This window comes from Aquitalea sp. ASV11 (assembly GCF_016429185.1).
GTDB lineage: Bacteria > Pseudomonadota > Gammaproteobacteria > Burkholderiales > Chromobacteriaceae > Aquitalea > Aquitalea pelogenes.
Genome location: NZ_JAELUD010000006.1, coordinates 59,761 through 76,010, shown reverse-complemented (window position 1 = coordinate 76,010; position 16,250 = coordinate 59,761). Strand labels below are relative to the sequence as shown.

The 16,250-nt window shown below is 57.6% G+C and carries 16 protein-coding genes; 11 read left to right on the top strand and 5 right to left on the bottom strand.

Features of this window, described 5'->3' with window-relative positions; translation table 11 throughout:
- Positions 1-118 precede the first annotated feature (118 nt).
- Positions 119-2,185: a carbon starvation CstA family protein gene (locus tag JHD62_RS03830; protein WP_045847727.1), complete on the top strand. Its 2,067-nt coding sequence runs from the start codon at positions 119-121 to the stop codon at positions 2,183-2,185.
- Positions 2,178-2,366: a YbdD/YjiX family protein gene (locus JHD62_RS03825; protein ID WP_045847728.1), complete on the top strand. Its 189-nt coding sequence runs from the start codon at positions 2,178-2,180 to the stop codon at positions 2,364-2,366. The genes JHD62_RS03830 and JHD62_RS03825 overlap by 8 nt, the downstream gene beginning before the upstream one ends.
- 61 nt (positions 2,367-2,427) lie before the next feature.
- Here JHD62_RS03825 and JHD62_RS03820 read toward each other — a convergent pair whose 3' ends face one another.
- Positions 2,428-3,459, bottom strand: a complete 1,032-nt coding sequence (locus tag JHD62_RS03820) for a YeiH family protein (RefSeq protein WP_199101829.1) — start codon at positions 3,457-3,459, stop codon at positions 2,428-2,430.
- A 157-nt stretch (positions 3,460-3,616) separates the two neighbouring features.
- Between JHD62_RS03820 and JHD62_RS03815 the strand changes: the two genes are divergently transcribed.
- Positions 3,617-4,483: a LysR family transcriptional regulator gene (locus JHD62_RS03815; RefSeq protein WP_199101828.1), complete on the top strand. Its 867-nt coding sequence runs from the start codon at positions 3,617-3,619 to the stop codon at positions 4,481-4,483.
- Between the two features lie 51 nt (positions 4,484-4,534).
- Here the strand turns inward: JHD62_RS03815 and thrB are convergent, their stop codons facing one another.
- The 3 genes from thrB to JHD62_RS03800 are packed head-to-tail and all read right to left on the bottom strand — an operon-like array spanning position 4,535 to position 6,559.
- Positions 4,535-5,473: a homoserine kinase gene (thrB, locus tag JHD62_RS03810; protein WP_199101827.1), complete on the bottom strand. Its 939-nt coding sequence runs from the start codon at positions 5,471-5,473 to the stop codon at positions 4,535-4,537.
- A 9-nt stretch (positions 5,474-5,482) separates the two neighbouring features.
- Positions 5,483-5,806, bottom strand: a complete 324-nt coding sequence (locus JHD62_RS03805; protein WP_045847732.1) for a DUF2782 domain-containing protein — start codon at positions 5,804-5,806, stop codon at positions 5,483-5,485.
- Positions 5,807-5,830: 24 nt separating this feature from the next.
- Positions 5,831-6,559: a TIGR00730 family Rossman fold protein gene (locus JHD62_RS03800; RefSeq protein WP_045847807.1), complete on the bottom strand. Its 729-nt coding sequence runs from the start codon at positions 6,557-6,559 to the stop codon at positions 5,831-5,833.
- A gap of 17 nt (positions 6,560-6,576) precedes the next feature.
- Here JHD62_RS03800 and polA point away from each other — a divergent pair, with 17 nt between their 5' ends.
- The 8 genes from polA to JHD62_RS03760 all read left to right on the top strand — a co-directional run bounded on the left by polA (position 6,577) and on the right by JHD62_RS03760 (position 14,580).
- Positions 6,577-9,366: a DNA polymerase I gene (gene polA / locus JHD62_RS03795; RefSeq protein WP_199101826.1), complete on the top strand. Its 2,790-nt coding sequence runs from the start codon at positions 6,577-6,579 to the stop codon at positions 9,364-9,366.
- A 485-nt stretch (positions 9,367-9,851) separates the two neighbouring features.
- The gene (locus JHD62_RS03790; RefSeq protein WP_199101825.1) at positions 9,852-10,337 is read left to right on the top strand and encodes a glycine-rich domain-containing protein-like; all 486 of its coding nucleotides are present in this window, start codon (positions 9,852-9,854) and stop codon (positions 10,335-10,337) included.
- Positions 10,334-11,548, top strand: coding sequence for a hypothetical protein (locus tag JHD62_RS03785; RefSeq protein ID WP_199101824.1), 1,215 nt, complete (start codon positions 10,334-10,336; stop codon positions 11,546-11,548). Before JHD62_RS03790 ends, JHD62_RS03785 begins: the two co-directional genes overlap by 4 nt.
- A gap of 175 nt (positions 11,549-11,723) precedes the next feature.
- Complete coding sequence (locus JHD62_RS03780; protein ID WP_199101856.1) at positions 11,724-12,287, top strand: GspH/FimT family pseudopilin; 564 nt, start codon at positions 11,724-11,726, stop codon at positions 12,285-12,287.
- Positions 12,280-12,693, top strand: a complete 414-nt coding sequence (locus tag JHD62_RS03775) for a prepilin-type N-terminal cleavage/methylation domain-containing protein (RefSeq protein WP_199101823.1) — start codon at positions 12,280-12,282, stop codon at positions 12,691-12,693. The genes JHD62_RS03780 and JHD62_RS03775 overlap by 8 nt, the downstream gene beginning before the upstream one ends.
- A 5-nt stretch (positions 12,694-12,698) precedes the next feature.
- Positions 12,699-13,349, top strand: coding sequence for a PilW family protein (locus JHD62_RS03770; protein WP_199101822.1), 651 nt, complete (start codon positions 12,699-12,701; stop codon positions 13,347-13,349).
- 122 nt (positions 13,350-13,471) lie between these two features.
- Positions 13,472-14,161: a PilX N-terminal domain-containing pilus assembly protein gene (locus tag JHD62_RS03765; RefSeq protein WP_199101821.1), complete on the top strand. Its 690-nt coding sequence runs from the start codon at positions 13,472-13,474 to the stop codon at positions 14,159-14,161.
- Positions 14,128-14,580, top strand: coding sequence for a type IV pilin protein (locus JHD62_RS03760; RefSeq protein ID WP_199101820.1), 453 nt, complete (start codon positions 14,128-14,130; stop codon positions 14,578-14,580). Before JHD62_RS03765 ends, JHD62_RS03760 begins: the two co-directional genes overlap by 34 nt.
- Before the next feature lie 90 nt (positions 14,581-14,670).
- Here the strand turns inward: JHD62_RS03760 and JHD62_RS03755 are convergent, their stop codons facing one another.
- On the bottom strand, positions 14,671-16,206 hold the full coding sequence (locus tag JHD62_RS03755; RefSeq protein ID WP_199101819.1) for a DHA2 family efflux MFS transporter permease subunit: 1,536 nt from the start codon (positions 16,204-16,206) through the stop codon (positions 14,671-14,673).
- Between the last annotated feature and the right edge of the window lie 44 nt (positions 16,207-16,250).

Sequence of the window (16,250 nt, the reverse complement as noted above, 5' to 3'; positions counted from 1 at the left end):
CACTGGCAGATGGCTTGTAATTCCGATTCCATGCGAACAGAATGAAACACGCGTTTTCTGCGCATTCAGGCAGGCCTGCGGGCATGCCCAAGATTAATTCAAGGACAGAGAAAATCACATGCAACGCTTAAAGGAATGGGCAATCTGGATTGCCGTCGCCCTGGCGGGCGCCATCGCCTTTGCCGTGGTGGCATTGAACCGGGGAGAGCCGGTCAATGCCATCTGGCTGGTGGTGGCTGCCGTGTCGGTGTACTCCATCGCTTATCGTTTCTACAGCCGTTTCATTGCCGACAAGGTGCTGGAGCTGGACCCGCGCCGTCTGACCCCGGCCGAGAAGCATAATGACGGCCTGGACTACGTGCCGACCAACAAATGGGTGGTGTTCGGCCACCACTTTGCTGCCATTGCCGGTGCCGGTCCGCTGGTGGGCCCGGTGCTGGCCGCGCAGATGGGTTATCTGCCGGGGACTTTGTGGATTCTGGTTGGCGTGATGCTGGCCGGTGCGGTACAGGACTTCCTGGTGCTGTTCCTGTCCATGCGCCGTGACGGCAAGTCGCTGGGTGAAATCATCCGCCTGGAGCTGGGCCCCATTCCCGGCGTGATTGCCTCCATCGGCATCCTGATGATCATGATCATCCTGCTGGCGGTACTGGCGCTGGTGGTGGTCAAGGCCCTGGCCGGCAGCCCGTGGGGCACCTTCACCATTGCCTGCACCATTCCGATTGCCCTGTTCATGGGGGTGTATACCCGCTTCATCCGTCCGGGCAAGATCGGTGAGATTTCAGTCATCGGCTTCATCCTGCTGATGCTGGCCATTGTCTACGGTGGCGATGTGGCACACAGCCCGACGCTGGCACCGCTGTTCACCTTCCAGGGCACCACGCTGGCGTGGATCCTGATCGGCTACGGCTTCATTGCCTCGGTACTTCCGGTATGGCTGCTGCTGGCACCGCGTGACTACCTGTCCACCTTCCTCAAGATCGGCACCATTGTTGGCCTGGCCATCGGCATCCTGGTGGTGGCACCCAACCTGCACATGCCGGCGCTCACCAAGTTCATTGACGGCACTGGCCCGGTATTCGCCGGCAACCTGTTCCCCTTCCTGTTCATCACCATCGCTTGCGGTGCGGTTTCCGGCTTCCATGCGCTGGTGGCTTCCGGCACTACGCCCAAGCTGATCGAGAACGAAACCCACGCCCGCGCCATCGGCTACGGTGCCATGCTGATGGAAAGCTTTGTCGCCATCATGGCGCTGATTGCCGCCTGCGTGCTGGACCCGGGCGTGTACTTCGCCATGAACAGCCCGGCCGCCGTTATCGGCAAGACGGCGGTGGATGCGGCGCAGGTGATTTCCGGCTGGGGCTTTGTCATCACCCCGGATGTGCTGACGCAAATGGCCAAGGACGTGGGCGAAGCCACCATCCTGTCCCGTGCCGGTGGCGCTCCCACCCTGGCGGTGGGCATGGCGCACATCCTGTCCGGCGTGATCGGCGGCAAGACCATGATGGCCTTCTGGTATCACTTTGCCATCCTGTTTGAAGCGCTGTTCATCCTCACCACCATCGACGCCGGTACCCGCGTGCTGCGCTTCATGATCCAGGATTTGCTGGGCATCTTCATCAAGCCGATGGCCAATACCGAATCCTGGGGTGCCAACCTGGTGGCCACCGGCCTGGCCGTGGCCGGCTGGGGCTACTTCCTGTATCAGGGCGTGGTGGATCCGCTGGGCGGCATCAACACCTTGTGGCCGCTGTTCGGCATTGCCAACCAGATGCTGGCCGGCATTGCGCTGATCCTGGCCACCGTGGTGCTGATCAAGATGCAGAAGCTGCGCTATGTGTGGGTGACTGCCGTGCCTACCCTGTGGCTGCTGATTGTCACCCTGGTTGCCGGCTGGCAGAAGCTGTTCCACAGCAGCCCCAAGATCAGCTTCCTCGCCCATGCCGACAAGTTCTCCGCGGCTGCGGCCAAGGGGGAGTCGCTGGCTCCGGCGAAAAACCTGGCACAGATGCACCAGATCATCTTCAATGATTATGTGGATGCCACGCTGACCGCCATGTTCATTGCCGTGGTGGTGGCCATGCTGGTGTTCTCCGTCAATGTCATCCGCAAGGCGCTGGCCGTGAAGTGGGTCACCACCAAGGAAGTGCCGGCGGCTTACCGTCAGGGAGAAGCCAATGTCTGAGTGGTTGCGTCAGCTGACCGAAGCGGCGCGGCTGATGGTGGGGGTGAAGGACTACGATAAATACGTTGCCAGTCGCCGCCGATTCAGCCCCAACGCGCCGGTGATGAGCCGCGAGGACTTTTTCGCCCACTGCCAGTCCGAGCGTTACGGCGGCAAGTCGATGAAAAAGTGCCCGTGCTGATTACCCGTCAGCCATAGAAAAACCGCCCGGTTCCGGGCGGTTTTTTATTGCATGCCGTGTTTCACAGCTGGTGTAGCAGATAGCTGATGCCACTGTTGATCAGCGTGCCACCAAACAGTAGCCAGCCAAACAGCGCGCTGGCCAGCAGCATGGGTTTGGTTCCGGCGCGGCGGATGGCGGAAAAGTGGGTGGTGAGACCCAGCGCGCCCATGGCCATGGCCAGCAGCAGATTATCCAGCGCAATCAACCGCGCTACCCAGGCTTGTGGCAGCCAGTGCAGCGAGTTGAAACCGGCCATGGCGAGAAAACCCAGCGCAAACCACGGAATGGTGATGCGCCGTGCCTCGGTGCTGCCGGACTGATGACGGCGGCCCAGCCAGGCCGACAGCAACAACAGGAAGGGAGCCAGCATCATCACCCGGATCATCTTGGTAATCACGGCACTATTGGCTGCCTGCTCGCTCACAGCCCGCCCGGCCGCTACCGCCTGGGCTACCTCGTGCACGGTGGAGCCGGTAAACACACCGTAGGCAAATTCGGACACACCCAAAGCCTGGGTCAGCGAAAACAGCAGCGGGTAGAGAAACATGGCTAGCGTACCGAACACCACCACGGTAGCCACTGCCACTGCCACTTTTTCGGCATGGGCTTTCACCACCGGCTCGGTGGCCAGAATGGCGGCAGCACCGCAAATCGAACTGCCCGCGCCAATCAGGATGACGCTTTGCTCATCCAGCCCCAGCTTGCGCCGCCCCAGCCAGTAAGCCAGCGCAAAGGTGGAACTCAACACACAGGCATCAATCAGGATGCCACTGATGCCGACGGCGGCAATGTCCTGAAACGTCAGCTTGAAGCCGAACAGGATGATGCCCAGCCGCAGGATCTGCCCCTTGGCAAAGGTGACGCCATGGTGGCCATGTGTGGCCAGGCGCGGATACAGCGTATTGCCCAGCAGCATGCCGCCGACAATGGCGATGGTGAGGGCGGACAGTCCCAGTTGACTGAACAGCGGCAAGCCCGCGGCAAACTGGGCCAGCAAGGCCAGCAGCAGCACCAGCGACAGGCCGGGTAGTTTTTGTGCAAGGGAAGTCATGATGGTGTTCCGGTGAGGGGCACTTGCCCTGATGTCCTCACCATACGCGCCAGCAATGAAGTTGAAAAACGGATAAAATTTCTGAAAATAATTAGAATTATTAATATATAACGGCCAACGGCACCTTGTGCCTGCTGGCCCGGCAAGGAAAGCTGCCATGGCATTACGTTTGAGCCTGCGTGAACTGGAAGTGTTTGTCGCCATTGCCGAAGCAGGTACGGTCACGGCGGCGGCGGCGGCAATTGCGCTGACGCAATCCGCCGCCAGTCAGGCGCTGGCGGCGCTGGAGGCGGGCCTGGGCGTGGCCCTGTTCGACCGCATCGGTCGCAGGCTGCTGCTGAACGAGCATGGCCGGCTGCTGCTGCCACGCGCCCGTACCATGCTGGATGCAGCGCAGGACATGCAGCACCTGTTTGATGACCATGCTGCCATGCATCTGCGGCTGGGGGCCAGTACCACCATTGGGAATTATCTGCTGCCGCAGCAGATCGCCCGTTTCCGCCAGCAGCATCCTGAAGCCCGGGTCGAGCTGATGGTGGCCAATACTGCGGATATTGTCGATGCTGTGGCCGGGTTCAAGGTGGATATGGGCTTTATCGAAGGGCCGTGTCATCACCCGGATATCGTGGTGGAACCCTGGCAGGACGACACCCTGCTGGTGTTTGCCGCCACCAATCACCCGCTGGCGCAGGGTGCGGTCAGCCTGGCGCAACTGGCAGAAACACAGTGGGTATTGCGCGAACGCGGCTCCGGTACCCGCGAAGAAGTGGAGCGCTTGCTGTTGCCGCATGTGGGCAGCTTTGGCGAGGTAATGGACATGGGGCACTCGGAAGCCATCAAACGGGCGGTGGCCGCCGGGCTGGGGGTGAGCTGCCTGTCCTTGCACGTGGTGCAGGAGTTGCTGGACAGCGGGCAGATTGTCGCGGTGCTGGCACCGCTGCCCACCTTGCATCGCACCTTGTACCGCATCACCCACAAGGACAAGGGGCAGACGCGCGGCATGACGGTATTCAATCAGGGCTGAATCAAAAACAGGCTGCACAAGGCAGCCTGTGATGGGTGTGGCAGTGCCGGCTTACAGCCAGAAATCGCTGCGCTGGCGATGGGCTTCCACCAGACGCTGGAACACCTTGGGGTCCTTGGTGTAGGTCAGTTCGCCATCCATCGGCTGGTACAGGTCCAGCAGGCGCGAAGTCCAGAAACGCAGTGCTGCGGCACGCAGCATCACCGGCCAGGCCTGTTTTTCTTCCGCCGTCAGGGTGCGGACCGACTGGTAGCCTGCCAGGAAGGCGGCTGCCAGTTGTGCATCTATGCTGCCGTCTTCCAGACGGGTCCAGTCATTCAGTGCAATTGCCACGTCGTACAGCAGGATGTCGTTGCAGGCGTAGTAGAAGTCGATGAAACCGGCGATCTTGTCGCCGTCCATCAGCACATTGTCCTTGAACAGATCGGCGTGAATCACGCCGCTGGGCAGGTGATCAAAGCGGTGGCTGTCCTGGAATTGCACTTCTTCGCGCAGGCTGGCCGCATCGGCTGCGTCCATGTAGGGATACATGGACGCAGCGGTGTCGCTCCACCAGCGCGGGCCGCGCGGGTTGCGCATCTTGCGCGGGAAGGTGGCACTGGCCACATGCATTTGCGCCAGCATCTCGCCCACGGCGTGACACTGTGCTGCATTGGGCTGGCTGATGTCGGCACCGGACAGGCAGCTCACCAGACAGGCCGGCTTGCCGGCCAGCAGCGAGGCAAACTGGTCGGTATTGTCTGCCACCGGGGCCGGACAGGCCACGCCGTGACGGGCCAGGTGGCTCATCAGGGTCAGGTAGTAGGGCAGTTCTTCCAGCTTCAGGGTTTCAAAGATGGTGAGAACGTAACGGCCATGGGTGGTGGTGACAAAGTAATTGGTATTGGTGACGCCAGCGGCAATGCCTTTGAGTTCGACCAGCTGGCCGAGCGCATAGCGGCTCAGCCAGCCTTGCATCATGTCATCGCTGACGGTGGTGTAAACCGACATTCCTGTTCCTCAGAAGCGCTTGAGAACCCATTGCGGGATATTGATGCGGCGATTCGGGTCCACCTGCTTCATGTTGCCGTTGCCCTCTTCATCCATCAGGTAATAGGGGAAGCCGATGGACGGCGTCACCTTCACCATGTAGAGCTGGCCGTTGAGGCGGTATTCCTCGATCTTTTCATCACCACGCTGGATGATGCGCACTTCCGGCTCTGCCACCCCGGCAGCATCCTGCGAGATGGTGGGCGGGGGCGGTACCGTGGCGGGTGCCGGCGGTGTTTCGGCCCAGGCTGCGGACAGGGGCAGCAAGGCCAGCAGGGCGAGAGAGCGGCGCATGTGGATGGGTCCTTGGTGAAGGTGTTATAGGTTGAGCAGTTTTTCGCGTTCTTCCGGCAAGGCCTCGAAGCCGCGGGTTTCGTAGTGCTTGAAGATGGTTTCCACAATCTGGCCGGGTTCGTCGATCAGCTGGATCAGGTCCACGTCCTCCGGGTTGATCATACCTTCTTTTACCAGATGATTTTTCACCCAGTCGATCAGACCGATCCAGAAATCGCTGCAGCACAGGATGATGGGGATCTTGCGGCTCTTGCCGGTCTGGATCAGCGTCAGCGCCTCGAACATCTCGTCCAGCGTGCCAAAGCCGCCCGGCATCACCACATAGGCAATGGCGTGTTTGACGAACATTACCTTGCGGCTGAAGAAGTGATTGAACTTGACGGACAGGTCCTGGTATTCGTTGGGCTTCTGTTCGTGCGGCAGTACGATATTCAGCGCCACCGACGGGCTTTTGCCATAAAACGCGCCCTTGTTGGCGGCTTCCATGATGCCGGGGCCACCGCCGGAAATGACAGAAAAGCCGGAATCAGAAAGAAGACGGGCAACCTCTTCGGTCAGCTTATAATAGCGGTGGTCACGCGGGGTACGGGCGCTGCCGAAGATGCTGACTGCCGGGGTGATACCTTGCAGTTCTTCGGCGGAGTCGACAAACTCCGACATGATCTTCATCACATGCCACGCCTCGCGCGAGCGGAAGCGCTGCATCTTGTCGTAACGATCACTGGTCTGCGGCAATTTATCGGACAAGCTCATCATTTGCCCCCTTTTCTATGAAAACATTGTTATTGATCGACGGCTCTTCTTACCTGTATCGCGCCTTCCATGCGATGCCCGATTTGCGTTCTCCGGATGGCCGGCCCACCGGTGCGGTATACGGCATGGTCAACATGCTGCGCCGCCTGGAGAAAGAGGTGCAGTTCGATTATAGCGCCTGCGTTTTCGACGCTAAAGGCAAGACTTTCCGCGATGAGCTGTATCCGGAATACAAGGCCAACCGGCCTTCCATGCCGGAAGAGCTGGCCGCACAGATTAAGCCGGTGCACGAGGTGGTGCAAGCTTCGGGCTGGCCGATGCTGATGGTGGAGGGGGTGGAAGCCGACGATGTCATCGGTACGCTGGCAAAGATGGGCGAGGCAGCCGGCTTCAAGGTGATCATCTCCACCGGCGACAAGGACATGGCCCAGCTGGTGACGCCCATGGTGTCGCTGGTGAACACCATGACCAATGAAAACCTGGACCAGGCCGGGGTGAAAGAGAAGTTCGGCGTGCCGCCGGAACGCATCATCGACTACCTCACCCTGATAGGCGACAAGGTGGACAACGTCCCCGGCGTGGACAAGTGCGGCCCCAAAACTGCGGTCAAGTGGCTGGAAGAATACGGCACGCTGGACAACATCATCGCCAATGCCGACAAGGTGGGCGGCAAGGTGGGCGAAAACCTGCGCGCTGCGCTGGACTGGCTGCCGCGCGGCCATGAGCTGATCACCATCAAGTGTGATGTGGATTTGCAGCAGGACATGCCCTACGGCCTCAACAGCCTGCAACACGGTGTGAAAGACCGTCCGCGCCTGGCCGAGTTGTTCAAGGACCACGGTTTCCGTACCTTCTACCGCGAAGTGACCGAAGGCGAAGATGCGCCGGTCAGCAGCCCGGCCTCGGTCGATGCGCCTGCGGCCAGTGTTGGCCAGACTGACGATATGTTTGCCATGGCCGATGCCGCACCGGCACCGGTTGCCTCGCCTGCCAGCGCCATCTCCCGCCATTACCACACCATTCTGGACGAGGCCGCGCTGCAAGGCTGGCTGGACAAGCTGGGTAGCGGTGCGCTGGTGTCGCTGGACACCGAAACCACCAGCCTCGACCAGATGCAGGCGCGCATTGTCGGCATCAGCTTCGCCCTGCAAGCTGGTGAGGCCGCCTACCTGCCGCTGGGTCATCACTATGCCGGTGCGCCGCAGCAACTGGCGCTGGATGAAGTACTGGCCAGGCTCAAACCCTGGCTGCAGGACGCCAGCAAGCCCAAATGCGGTCAGAACCTGAAATACGACCGCCACGTGTTTGCCAACCACGGCATTATCCTGGCCGGTGTGGTGGACGACTCCATGCTGGCCTCCTATGTGCTGGAAAGCCACCAGCGCCACAATATGGACGACCTGGCCGCACGCCATCTGGGCGAAACCACGGTCAGCTATGAAGACATCTGCGGCAAAGGGGCCAAGCAGATCGGTTTTGGCGAAGTGGATATCGAGATTGCCGCCAATTACGCGGCGGAAGATGCCGACATCACCCTGCGGCTGAACCAGTACTTTGCCCCGCAACTGACCGACAAACTTGGCAAAATCTACCGCGACATCGAATTGCCGGTGGCCGAAGTGCTGTTCCGCATGGAGCGTAACGGCGTGCTGATCGACCGCGACCAGCTGGCGGCGCAAAGCCATCAGCTGGGCACGCAAATGCTGCAACTGGAAAGCCAGGCCTATGAACTGGCCGGCCAGCCCTTCAATCTGAATTCGCCCAAGCAGTTGCAGGAAATCCTGTTCGGCAAGCTGGGCATTCCCACCAAGGGCATCAAGAAAACCCCGTCCGGTGGCTTCTCCACCGACGAATCGGTACTGGAAGCGCTGGCGCTGGATTACCCGCTGCCCAAATGCATCCTGCAATACCGCAGCCTGACCAAGCTCAAGTCCACCTATACCGACAAACTGCCCACGCTGATCAACCCGGACACCGGCCGGGTGCATACCAATTATTCGCAGGCAGTAGCCATTACCGGGCGCCTGGCCAGCTCGGACCCAAACCTGCAAAACATCCCGGTGCGTACCGCCGAAGGTCGCCGAGTGCGCGAGGCCTTCATCGCCAAGCCGGGCCACAGCATTGTCAGTGCCGACTATTCGCAGATCGAGCTGCGCATCATGGCGCATCTGTCCGACGACGAAGGCATGCTGGCCGCCTTTGCCAGTGGCGAGGACATTCACAAGGCCACGGCTGCCGAGGTATTCGGCGTGACACTGGAGCAGGTGACGAGCGATCAGCGCCGCGCAGCCAAGGCCATCAACTTCGGCCTGATCTACGGCATGAGTGCCTTTGGCCTGGCGGCCCAGCTGGACATCGAACGCAGTGCTGCCCAGCAATACATCGACCGCTACTTCATGCGCTACCCCGGTGTGGCCGACTACATGCAGCGCACCCGCGAAACCGCGCGCGAACAGGGCTATGTGGAAACCGTATTCGGCCGTCGCCTGTATCTGCCGGAAATCAAGCTGTCCAACCCGGCCCGCCGTGCCGGTGCCGAACGTGCCGCCATCAATGCACCGATGCAAGGCACCGCCGCCGACCTGATCAAGCTGGCGATGATCGCCGTACAAAACTGGCTGGATGCACAAAAGCTGTCTAGCCTGCTGATCATGCAGGTGCACGATGAACTGGTGCTGGAAGTGCCGGATACCGAGCTGGAACTGGTGAAACAGCAGCTGCCGCAAATCATGGCCGGTGTGGCGCAACTCAAAGTGCCGCTGCTGGCGGAAGTGGGCGCGGGCAATAGCTGGGAAGCCGCGCACTGAAAGGTGGCTTGTAGTGTAATAATCATTGTCAAGCGTTATGCGCAACCTAATTCGATGGCCCTTCCGGGAAGTTCCGGAAGGGCCATTTTTATCGGTTATAAAAATAATCTGGCTGTCAAAGTGGCATATTGTAATTTAAATAAATTTCTGTTTTGCATGGGTTGTGAGTGATTGTATTAAAAGTTAAAAGCACCGTGCTATTGGAATGTTTGACAGATGGTTGAATTTTCATGCGTCAATATGCATTTTGTACGGTTTTGAAAGATCAACAGTTAGAGTTAATGTTTTCGTGCCTGCATTAGGCATTCTTTAATATAAATTTAGGAGAGTAAAATGGAAAAGCAAGCTCCGAAGAAAGATCGTAAACTAGCCGTTAGCAGCCACTGCCAAGGTGGTGGGGGCTGGGCATAAACTTGTAAATTGTTGATGAATTAAGGTGGCCCGGCTATGCTGGGTCACTTTTTATAAATATTGGAGATTGCTTAATGATAACAAAAGCGCAGATACAAATTATAATGTCAACCTTGCCTCACAGTATGGATATTCCGCCAGAGCATTTCACTGTAAGTCTGGATCGTGCGATCGAGTATATTGAGCAGATGGATTTGTCGGAGATTATAAATAAAATAACACAAGATGATCCGAATGTAGCTAGGCGTTGGAGTGTGGAGGAAGCGAATGAGGCTGTGTATTACTATAAAAATTTTTTAATACTTAATAAGAAATATATTTCTGAGTATAGAGTGATTCCGCCATCAATCGAGATTGATGAAATATGGCATCATCATATACTCGATACGAGACGATATCATAAAGACTGCATAAACATATTTGGATATTATTTCCATCACTATCCGTATTTTGGGATGCGTGGTATAAATGATGAGAATAATCTTAAGGATACATTTCAGATAACTCAATATCTGCACCATGAAGAATTTGGTGAATACATATATCAAGTCTTCCAATGAAAGTAGCTATTAAAACATCGCTAAACATTTTTTTGTCACGTGCTTCGGGGCAGATGGGTGTTGTGCTTATATTTTGTATTTTAGGATATATGAGTGGGAAAGAAATAGGTGATCTCAACGTTTTTCTCTCATTTTTTGCAATTTTTTCGTCGATTGCAAGTGTGTCGATGGTGTATTTTCAGAATTGTATTGCTGAGTCAGAATCTCAAGTCATTGGATTGCTATTTAATAAAGGTTGGCAATTAGCTAGTTTGCTTGGTTTTTTCTTGAGTGCTATCGCAATACTATTGGCGTTTTTTACGTTCAATGATACTAGATTTTTCTATCCTATAATTATAGCATGTCTTGTATTCCCATTTTTGGGTGTTATGGCATTTTTGACTTTTTATCTTGAGAGTATAGGGGAATATCACATACCTGCTCGGATATACTTGGTAGTTAATTTGGTTCAGCCATTAATTTTTGCGCTTATTTTTCAGTTTGATGTAGGTGTTTTATTTTCTGTGTCTATAACTTTTATTGTAATAGATGTTGTTGTTTTTTCTTTGTTGGGATTTTTTTGTAGAGCCTCCTTTGTGTTTAATAAGGTGGCAATTAATTGTAATGATATTGTAGAAATGGTCAAGAAAGGAGGCTCTCTGTCAGTTGGTGTTGCTGTTCAGAAATATGCATTCTCTTTGATAATAATTGCTGTTGGGTCGTTTGGGGTTTTTTCAGCCAACGTATATGCAGTTTTGACTAGTTTGATCTTTATGTTAATGCTGCCTATGGTTGGTATTGCTCATGCTGGTTCGATATTTATTAGCAAAGGCGCTAGATTTGATTTTAAAAATTGCCTGTGGTTGGCTTTGTTTTATTTTTTATTTATATTAATTTTAATTTACTTTTTCTTGCCATCTTTACTGAAATTTTTATACAAATTTTCATTAAATTATAATGAAGTGTATCTGGTGAGAATTCCTGTTTTGCTGTTTTGGTTCTCGCAAGTTTTTATGATTTTTTCGATCTCTATTGCACGTGCGTTTTACATAATAAAATTTCCACAGATAATAGCGTGCAGTAGTTTATTTGCGGGGTTGTTTTTTGGTAAGCGCTATTCGGTAAATGTGTACGATTTTATGAGTAGTATCTCATTTTTTATACTTGTCGGTAGTTTTCTAATTTTTGCATTTATATTATTTAAAAAGAATTTTTTGATAGTAAAAAATTAGAATGAGATGTAATGCAGTTTGCATTTATTTGTACTGCTGCAGGCCTACGTTGCAGGCGGTAGCCTGCCGTAGCAATCCATGGTCACCATGGATGTTCCGACCCTGCAGCACTGGTGCGGACGGTGACATCCCGCCGTCGCGGCGATTACTCCATCCATTGCCCGGAGGTCGCTCCATGTTGCAAGCCAAGCCGCGTGATTGCCCGCATGCTGGTTTTACCCTGTTTGAAATGCTGGTGGTGATGGTGGTCAGCATGATTCTGCTGACCCAGGGACTACCGGCCATGCAGGGCGTGATGGCTCGTCTGCAATTGCAGGCCCGCAGCCAGTTACTGCATGCCAGCCTGTTACTGGCGCGCAGCGAGGCCATTCGTGCCAATCGCCCGGTATGGGTGTGCGCGCTCAACAGCAAGGTCAACCTGGACATCCAGGGCTGCCAGCCGGAGCGCAAGACCAGCTGGCAGGACTGGAGCGAGGGCGTGCTGGTGTTTGCCGATAGCCCGGAACAGGCCAATGGCCGCTACGACAGCGGCGAGCGCTTGCACCATGCGCTGTTCTCCGCCAGCAGCATTCAGGTACGTGCCAGCCAGCATGCCTTTGCATTCTCGCCGGCCGGCAGGCTGATGGCAGGCCAGCTGCCGTATTTCGAATTGCGCACCAGCCAGGGGCAGTGCCACCGCTTGCAATTGCAAGCAGGCGGACGGGCGCAGTGGTGCCGTGAGGAGGGCTGCTGTGTCTGAATTGCGCGGAAAGCCTGCTGGATTCAGCTTGCTGGAAGTGTTGCTGACCTTGTTCATCCTGTCCTTCGCCTTGCTGCCGCTATCCGCCATGGTGGCCAACAGCCTGCAGCAGGTGCGGGGCAGCGATGCCGCCAGCCGTCTGCTGCTGGCTGCCAGCAATCTGGCCGAGGCACGACAGCTGGAAACCGTCCGGCAAGGCAAGGGCGGGCCATTGGAGGCGGTTGCCACGGAGGCCTTGCAATACACGGTTCAAACCATGTGGCCGGATCAAACCCCCTTGTTCGATCTGACGTGCCGTGAACCCGGCGGGCTTCCCGTTGCGGCTGCGGACTGTGCTGCCCCCGCGCAATTGTGGCTGCATGTAGCTCTTTCCTCCGGGCTTAGCTGGCAGTTGCCCGTGGATTAGCCCCTGTGAGCGTCATGCGCGGGTTTTCCTTGCTGGAGCTGCTGCTAAGCATGACGCTGGGCCTGCTGTTATGCGCCTTACTGTTGCCGGTGCTGCAAGAAAGCTTGCATAGCCAGCGTTTTGCGCTGAACCAGCTGGATGCCCAGCAGGAAGCCCGCTTTGTCTTGCAGCAGCTGGGGCGGGACATCCGCATGGCCGGGAGTTTTGGCTGCGCCGGTCCGGCCCAGTGGCCTGCCGGGCAGGAGCCTGCCATGCCACTGCCAGAGAATGGCAGCCTGGCGCTGCGCTATGCCGATGCGGGAGTGGCTGTCATGCCGGTTAGCACCGGGGAAGGCAGGCCAGCGCTGCGCCTGTTGCAAACGCCACCGTCTTGGGAGCCAGAACAGGTTTTGCTGCTGAGCAGTTGCCACCATATCGACCGGCTGGTGCTGGGGGAGCAAGCCTGGCTGGAAACCGAGGGCGAGACAGTATGGCTGCGTTTGTCGCCACATCACCCGGTGTGGCAAAACCTGAAATTCCATCACCTGCTGTCGCTGGAACTACAGCCCCTGCGTCAGTTGCGTTATCAATGGCAATCACCCGGCAGTCTGTGGTGGCAGCAGGACCATGCCCCGCCACAGCGCCTGAGCGATGACCTTGCCGGCCTGACAGTGTAGGCGAGGCCAGTAACTGACTGTACCGACGGGTTGCGATACTGGTGGTGGACAGTGCAACTGACCATGCAAGGTGGCAGCTTGCCCGCATACCAGATGCAGCTGGCCAGCCGCATGGGGGCCGCATGTTGAGCCGGAACCAGCTGAAGCAGCGTGGAGTGGTGCTGCTGACGGCCTTGTTATGGCTGATGCTGCTGACCGTTGTCACACTCGGCGTCGGGCGCTTGTTGCGTGATGAACAGCGCATAGGCAGCAATCTGGATGATGCACAGCTGGCCTTCCGTCTGGCAGAAACTGCCTTGCAAGCGGGGGAGGCGGCCTTGCCCGGTCTGCCGCAGCTGGCACGGCTGGGCGCAATGCCGGCGGTGGAACTGAATGGGCCGACTTCTCCCTTTACCCTGACTTGCCGCCAGCCGCGCAATCCTCCACCCTGGCAGCAGGGTTTGTGCTTGTCCGCTGCGCTGGCCGGTCAGGCATATCCGGCACCGTGGCAACAGCGCGATACCGCCGGCGTGGAACTGCTTCATCCCTGTGGCGCTGCCCGGCGCGTGGTATTGCAACCGGTATCCAGTGGCCATTACTGCCCGGCCGTGGCACCCGGGCCATGGTATTGGGCCGATCCGCACTATCTGATCGAGTTGCTTGACCCGCATTACCCCGCCCCGGATGGCCGCGGGCTGTTATTCCGCGTCACCGCGCGTGGCTGGGGAAAACAGGCCGGCAGCGTGGTCACGCTGCAAAGCCATGTCCTCCTGGAGCCAGCGGGCAGGCAGGAGCGTCCGTGGCGGCGACTGTCGTGGCGGCTACTGCCATGAGTCGGCGCAAACGGGGTTTCAGCCTGATCGAGCTATTGATGGCACTGGCCTTGCTATCGCTACTGTTGGGGCTGGCGGTCCCGCTGATGCGCGGCCATGTGGTGAAGGTGCGGCAGGCCGAGGCCCGGGTGGCTTTGTTGCGGGCCAGCCATTTCATGGCGCAATGGCGCAGCCAGCATGGTCGTTACACGCAGGGTTCGGGCCATTGGCCGCCATTGCCGGTCAGCGAAACCACGCATTACCAGCTGGCATTCGGCGCGCAGGACGGCAATGCTCGTGCCGACAGCTTCCAGCTCCGTGCTGTCCCCAAGCCGGATTACCTGTGGCTGGGGCCGGAAGTGCTGGTGCTGGATCAGGACGGCAATATCCGGCTGTGCACCAACAATGCCGAGGGGAAATTGCGCTGCCGGGTGGATTAGCCGGTCAGCCGCGAATACAAGAAAAAGCCCGCTGGCGCGGGCTTCAGATTATTGACTCACTCCCGCAGCAGCAGGGTTTGTTAGCGGCTTTCAATGCGCGCCGCTGTCGGCCGCACCGCTGGAGGTGAACGGTGGCCGGGCAAACCATACCAGCGCAATCAGCGCGACAAACATGATGCCGAACAGCCAGAACACCTCGTTCACACCAATCAGAGAGCCCTGACGGGTAATCTGCATGGCGGTGTAGGCCTGTTGCTGGCTGGTGGACATGCCGGTGCTCTCCAGCAGGCGGAACCACAGTAGGCTTGCCTGATCGTACAGCGTCACATGCTGGGTGAGCTGGGCGTGGTGCAGGGCTTCGCGTCGGTCCCACAGCGTGGTGGTGATGGAGGTACCGATACTGCCGGCCAGAATGCGCAGGAAGTTGGACAGGCTGGAGGCGCTGGCAATCTGGTTCGGGCGCAGGCCGGACAAGGTGATGGTGGTCAGCGGCATGAAGAAGCAGGCCACGCCGATGCCCTGGATGAACTGCGGCCACACCACGTAGGCAAAGTCCATTTCCGGGTTGAAAGTGCTGCGCCAGAAAAAGCAGGCGGCATAGACGCTGAAGCTGATGGTGACCAGCCAGCGCATGTCCAGCCGGTGTGCATTCTTGCCGATGATGGGCGACAGGAATACCGGCAGGATGCCGATGGGCGCGGCCGCGAGGCCTGCCCAGGTGGCGGTATAGCCCATCTGGGTTTGCAGCATCAAGGGCAGCAGCACCACCGCACCGAAATACAGCATGAAGCCCAGGCTGATGGCCACGGTGCCCACGGTGAAATTGCGTTTGGCAAACAGGGTGAGGTCGACAATCGGGTGTTGTTCACCCAGCTCCCAGATCACCAGATAGATCAGCGAAACGGCCGAGACAATGGCCAGCACCACGATTTCGGTGGAGTTGAACCAGTCCAGCTCTTTGCCGCGGTCCAGCATCATCTGCAGCGCACCCACGCCTACCACCAGCAAGGCCAGGCCCAGCTTGTCGATGGGCAGGTTGATGATGTCGCTTTCGCGCTCTTTGAGGATTTTCCAGCTGATGAAGGCGGCTGCCAGCCCCACCGGCACGTTGATGAAGAAAATCCAGCCCCAGTGCCAGTTGTCGCTGATCACCCCGCCCAGAATCGGGCCGAATACCGGGGCCACAATCACCGTCATTGCCCATAGCGCCAGCGCCAGCCCCTTCTTGGCTGGTGGATAGCAGGCCATCAGCAGGCTTTGTGACAGCGGAATCATCGGTCCGGCCACCGCGCCTTGCAGCACGCGGAACAGGATGAGCATTTCCAGGCTGTTGGCCATGCCGCACATCCAGGAGGTGAGCACGAACAGCAAGGTGGAAATGGTGAACAACTTCACTTCGCCAATCTGCTTGGCCAGCCAGCCGGTTAGCGGAACGGCAATGGCGTTGGCCACGCCGAACGAGGTAATGACCCAGGTGCCCTGGCTGGTGGCCGCGCCCAGATTGCCGGAAATGGTGGGCAACGCGACGTTGGCAATGGTGGTGTCCAGCACTTGCATGAACACCGACATCGACAGCGCCAGCGTGATCCACACCAGGCGCGAGCCGGTCAGTGGTGGATGATTCATCAGGGAAAGTCCTCAAGACGGCAGCAGCAGCGGCATGACAGTCA

Excerpts from the sequence above, each read along its gene's own strand:
- JHD62_RS03830 (WP_045847727.1), top strand. The coding sequence starts at position 119 with ATGCAACGCTTAAAGGAATGGGCAATCTGGATTGCCGTCGCCCTGGCG.
- JHD62_RS03825 (WP_045847728.1), top strand. The coding sequence starts at position 2,178 with ATGTCTGAGTGGTTGCGTCAGCTGACCGAAGCGGCGCGGCTGATGGTG.
- JHD62_RS03820 (WP_199101829.1), bottom strand. The coding sequence starts at position 3,459 with ATGACTTCCCTTGCACAAAAACTACCCGGCCTGTCGCTGGTGCTGCTG.
- JHD62_RS03815 (WP_199101828.1), top strand. The coding sequence starts at position 3,617 with ATGGCATTACGTTTGAGCCTGCGTGAACTGGAAGTGTTTGTCGCCATT.
- thrB (WP_199101827.1), bottom strand. The coding sequence starts at position 5,473 with ATGTCGGTTTACACCACCGTCAGCGATGACATGATGCAAGGCTGGCTG.
- JHD62_RS03805 (WP_045847732.1), bottom strand. The coding sequence starts at position 5,806 with ATGCGCCGCTCTCTCGCCCTGCTGGCCTTGCTGCCCCTGTCCGCAGCC.
- JHD62_RS03800 (WP_045847807.1), bottom strand. The coding sequence starts at position 6,559 with ATGAGCTTGTCCGATAAATTGCCGCAGACCAGTGATCGTTACGACAAG.
- polA (WP_199101826.1), top strand. The coding sequence starts at position 6,577 with ATGAAAACATTGTTATTGATCGACGGCTCTTCTTACCTGTATCGCGCC.
- JHD62_RS03790 (WP_199101825.1), top strand. The coding sequence starts at position 9,852 with ATGATAACAAAAGCGCAGATACAAATTATAATGTCAACCTTGCCTCAC.
- JHD62_RS03785 (WP_199101824.1), top strand. The coding sequence starts at position 10,334 with ATGAAAGTAGCTATTAAAACATCGCTAAACATTTTTTTGTCACGTGCT.
- JHD62_RS03780 (WP_199101856.1), top strand. The coding sequence starts at position 11,724 with ATGTTGCAAGCCAAGCCGCGTGATTGCCCGCATGCTGGTTTTACCCTG.
- JHD62_RS03765 (WP_199101821.1), top strand. The coding sequence starts at position 13,472 with ATGTTGAGCCGGAACCAGCTGAAGCAGCGTGGAGTGGTGCTGCTGACG.
- JHD62_RS03755 (WP_199101819.1), bottom strand. The coding sequence starts at position 16,206 with ATGAATCATCCACCACTGACCGGCTCGCGCCTGGTGTGGATCACGCTG.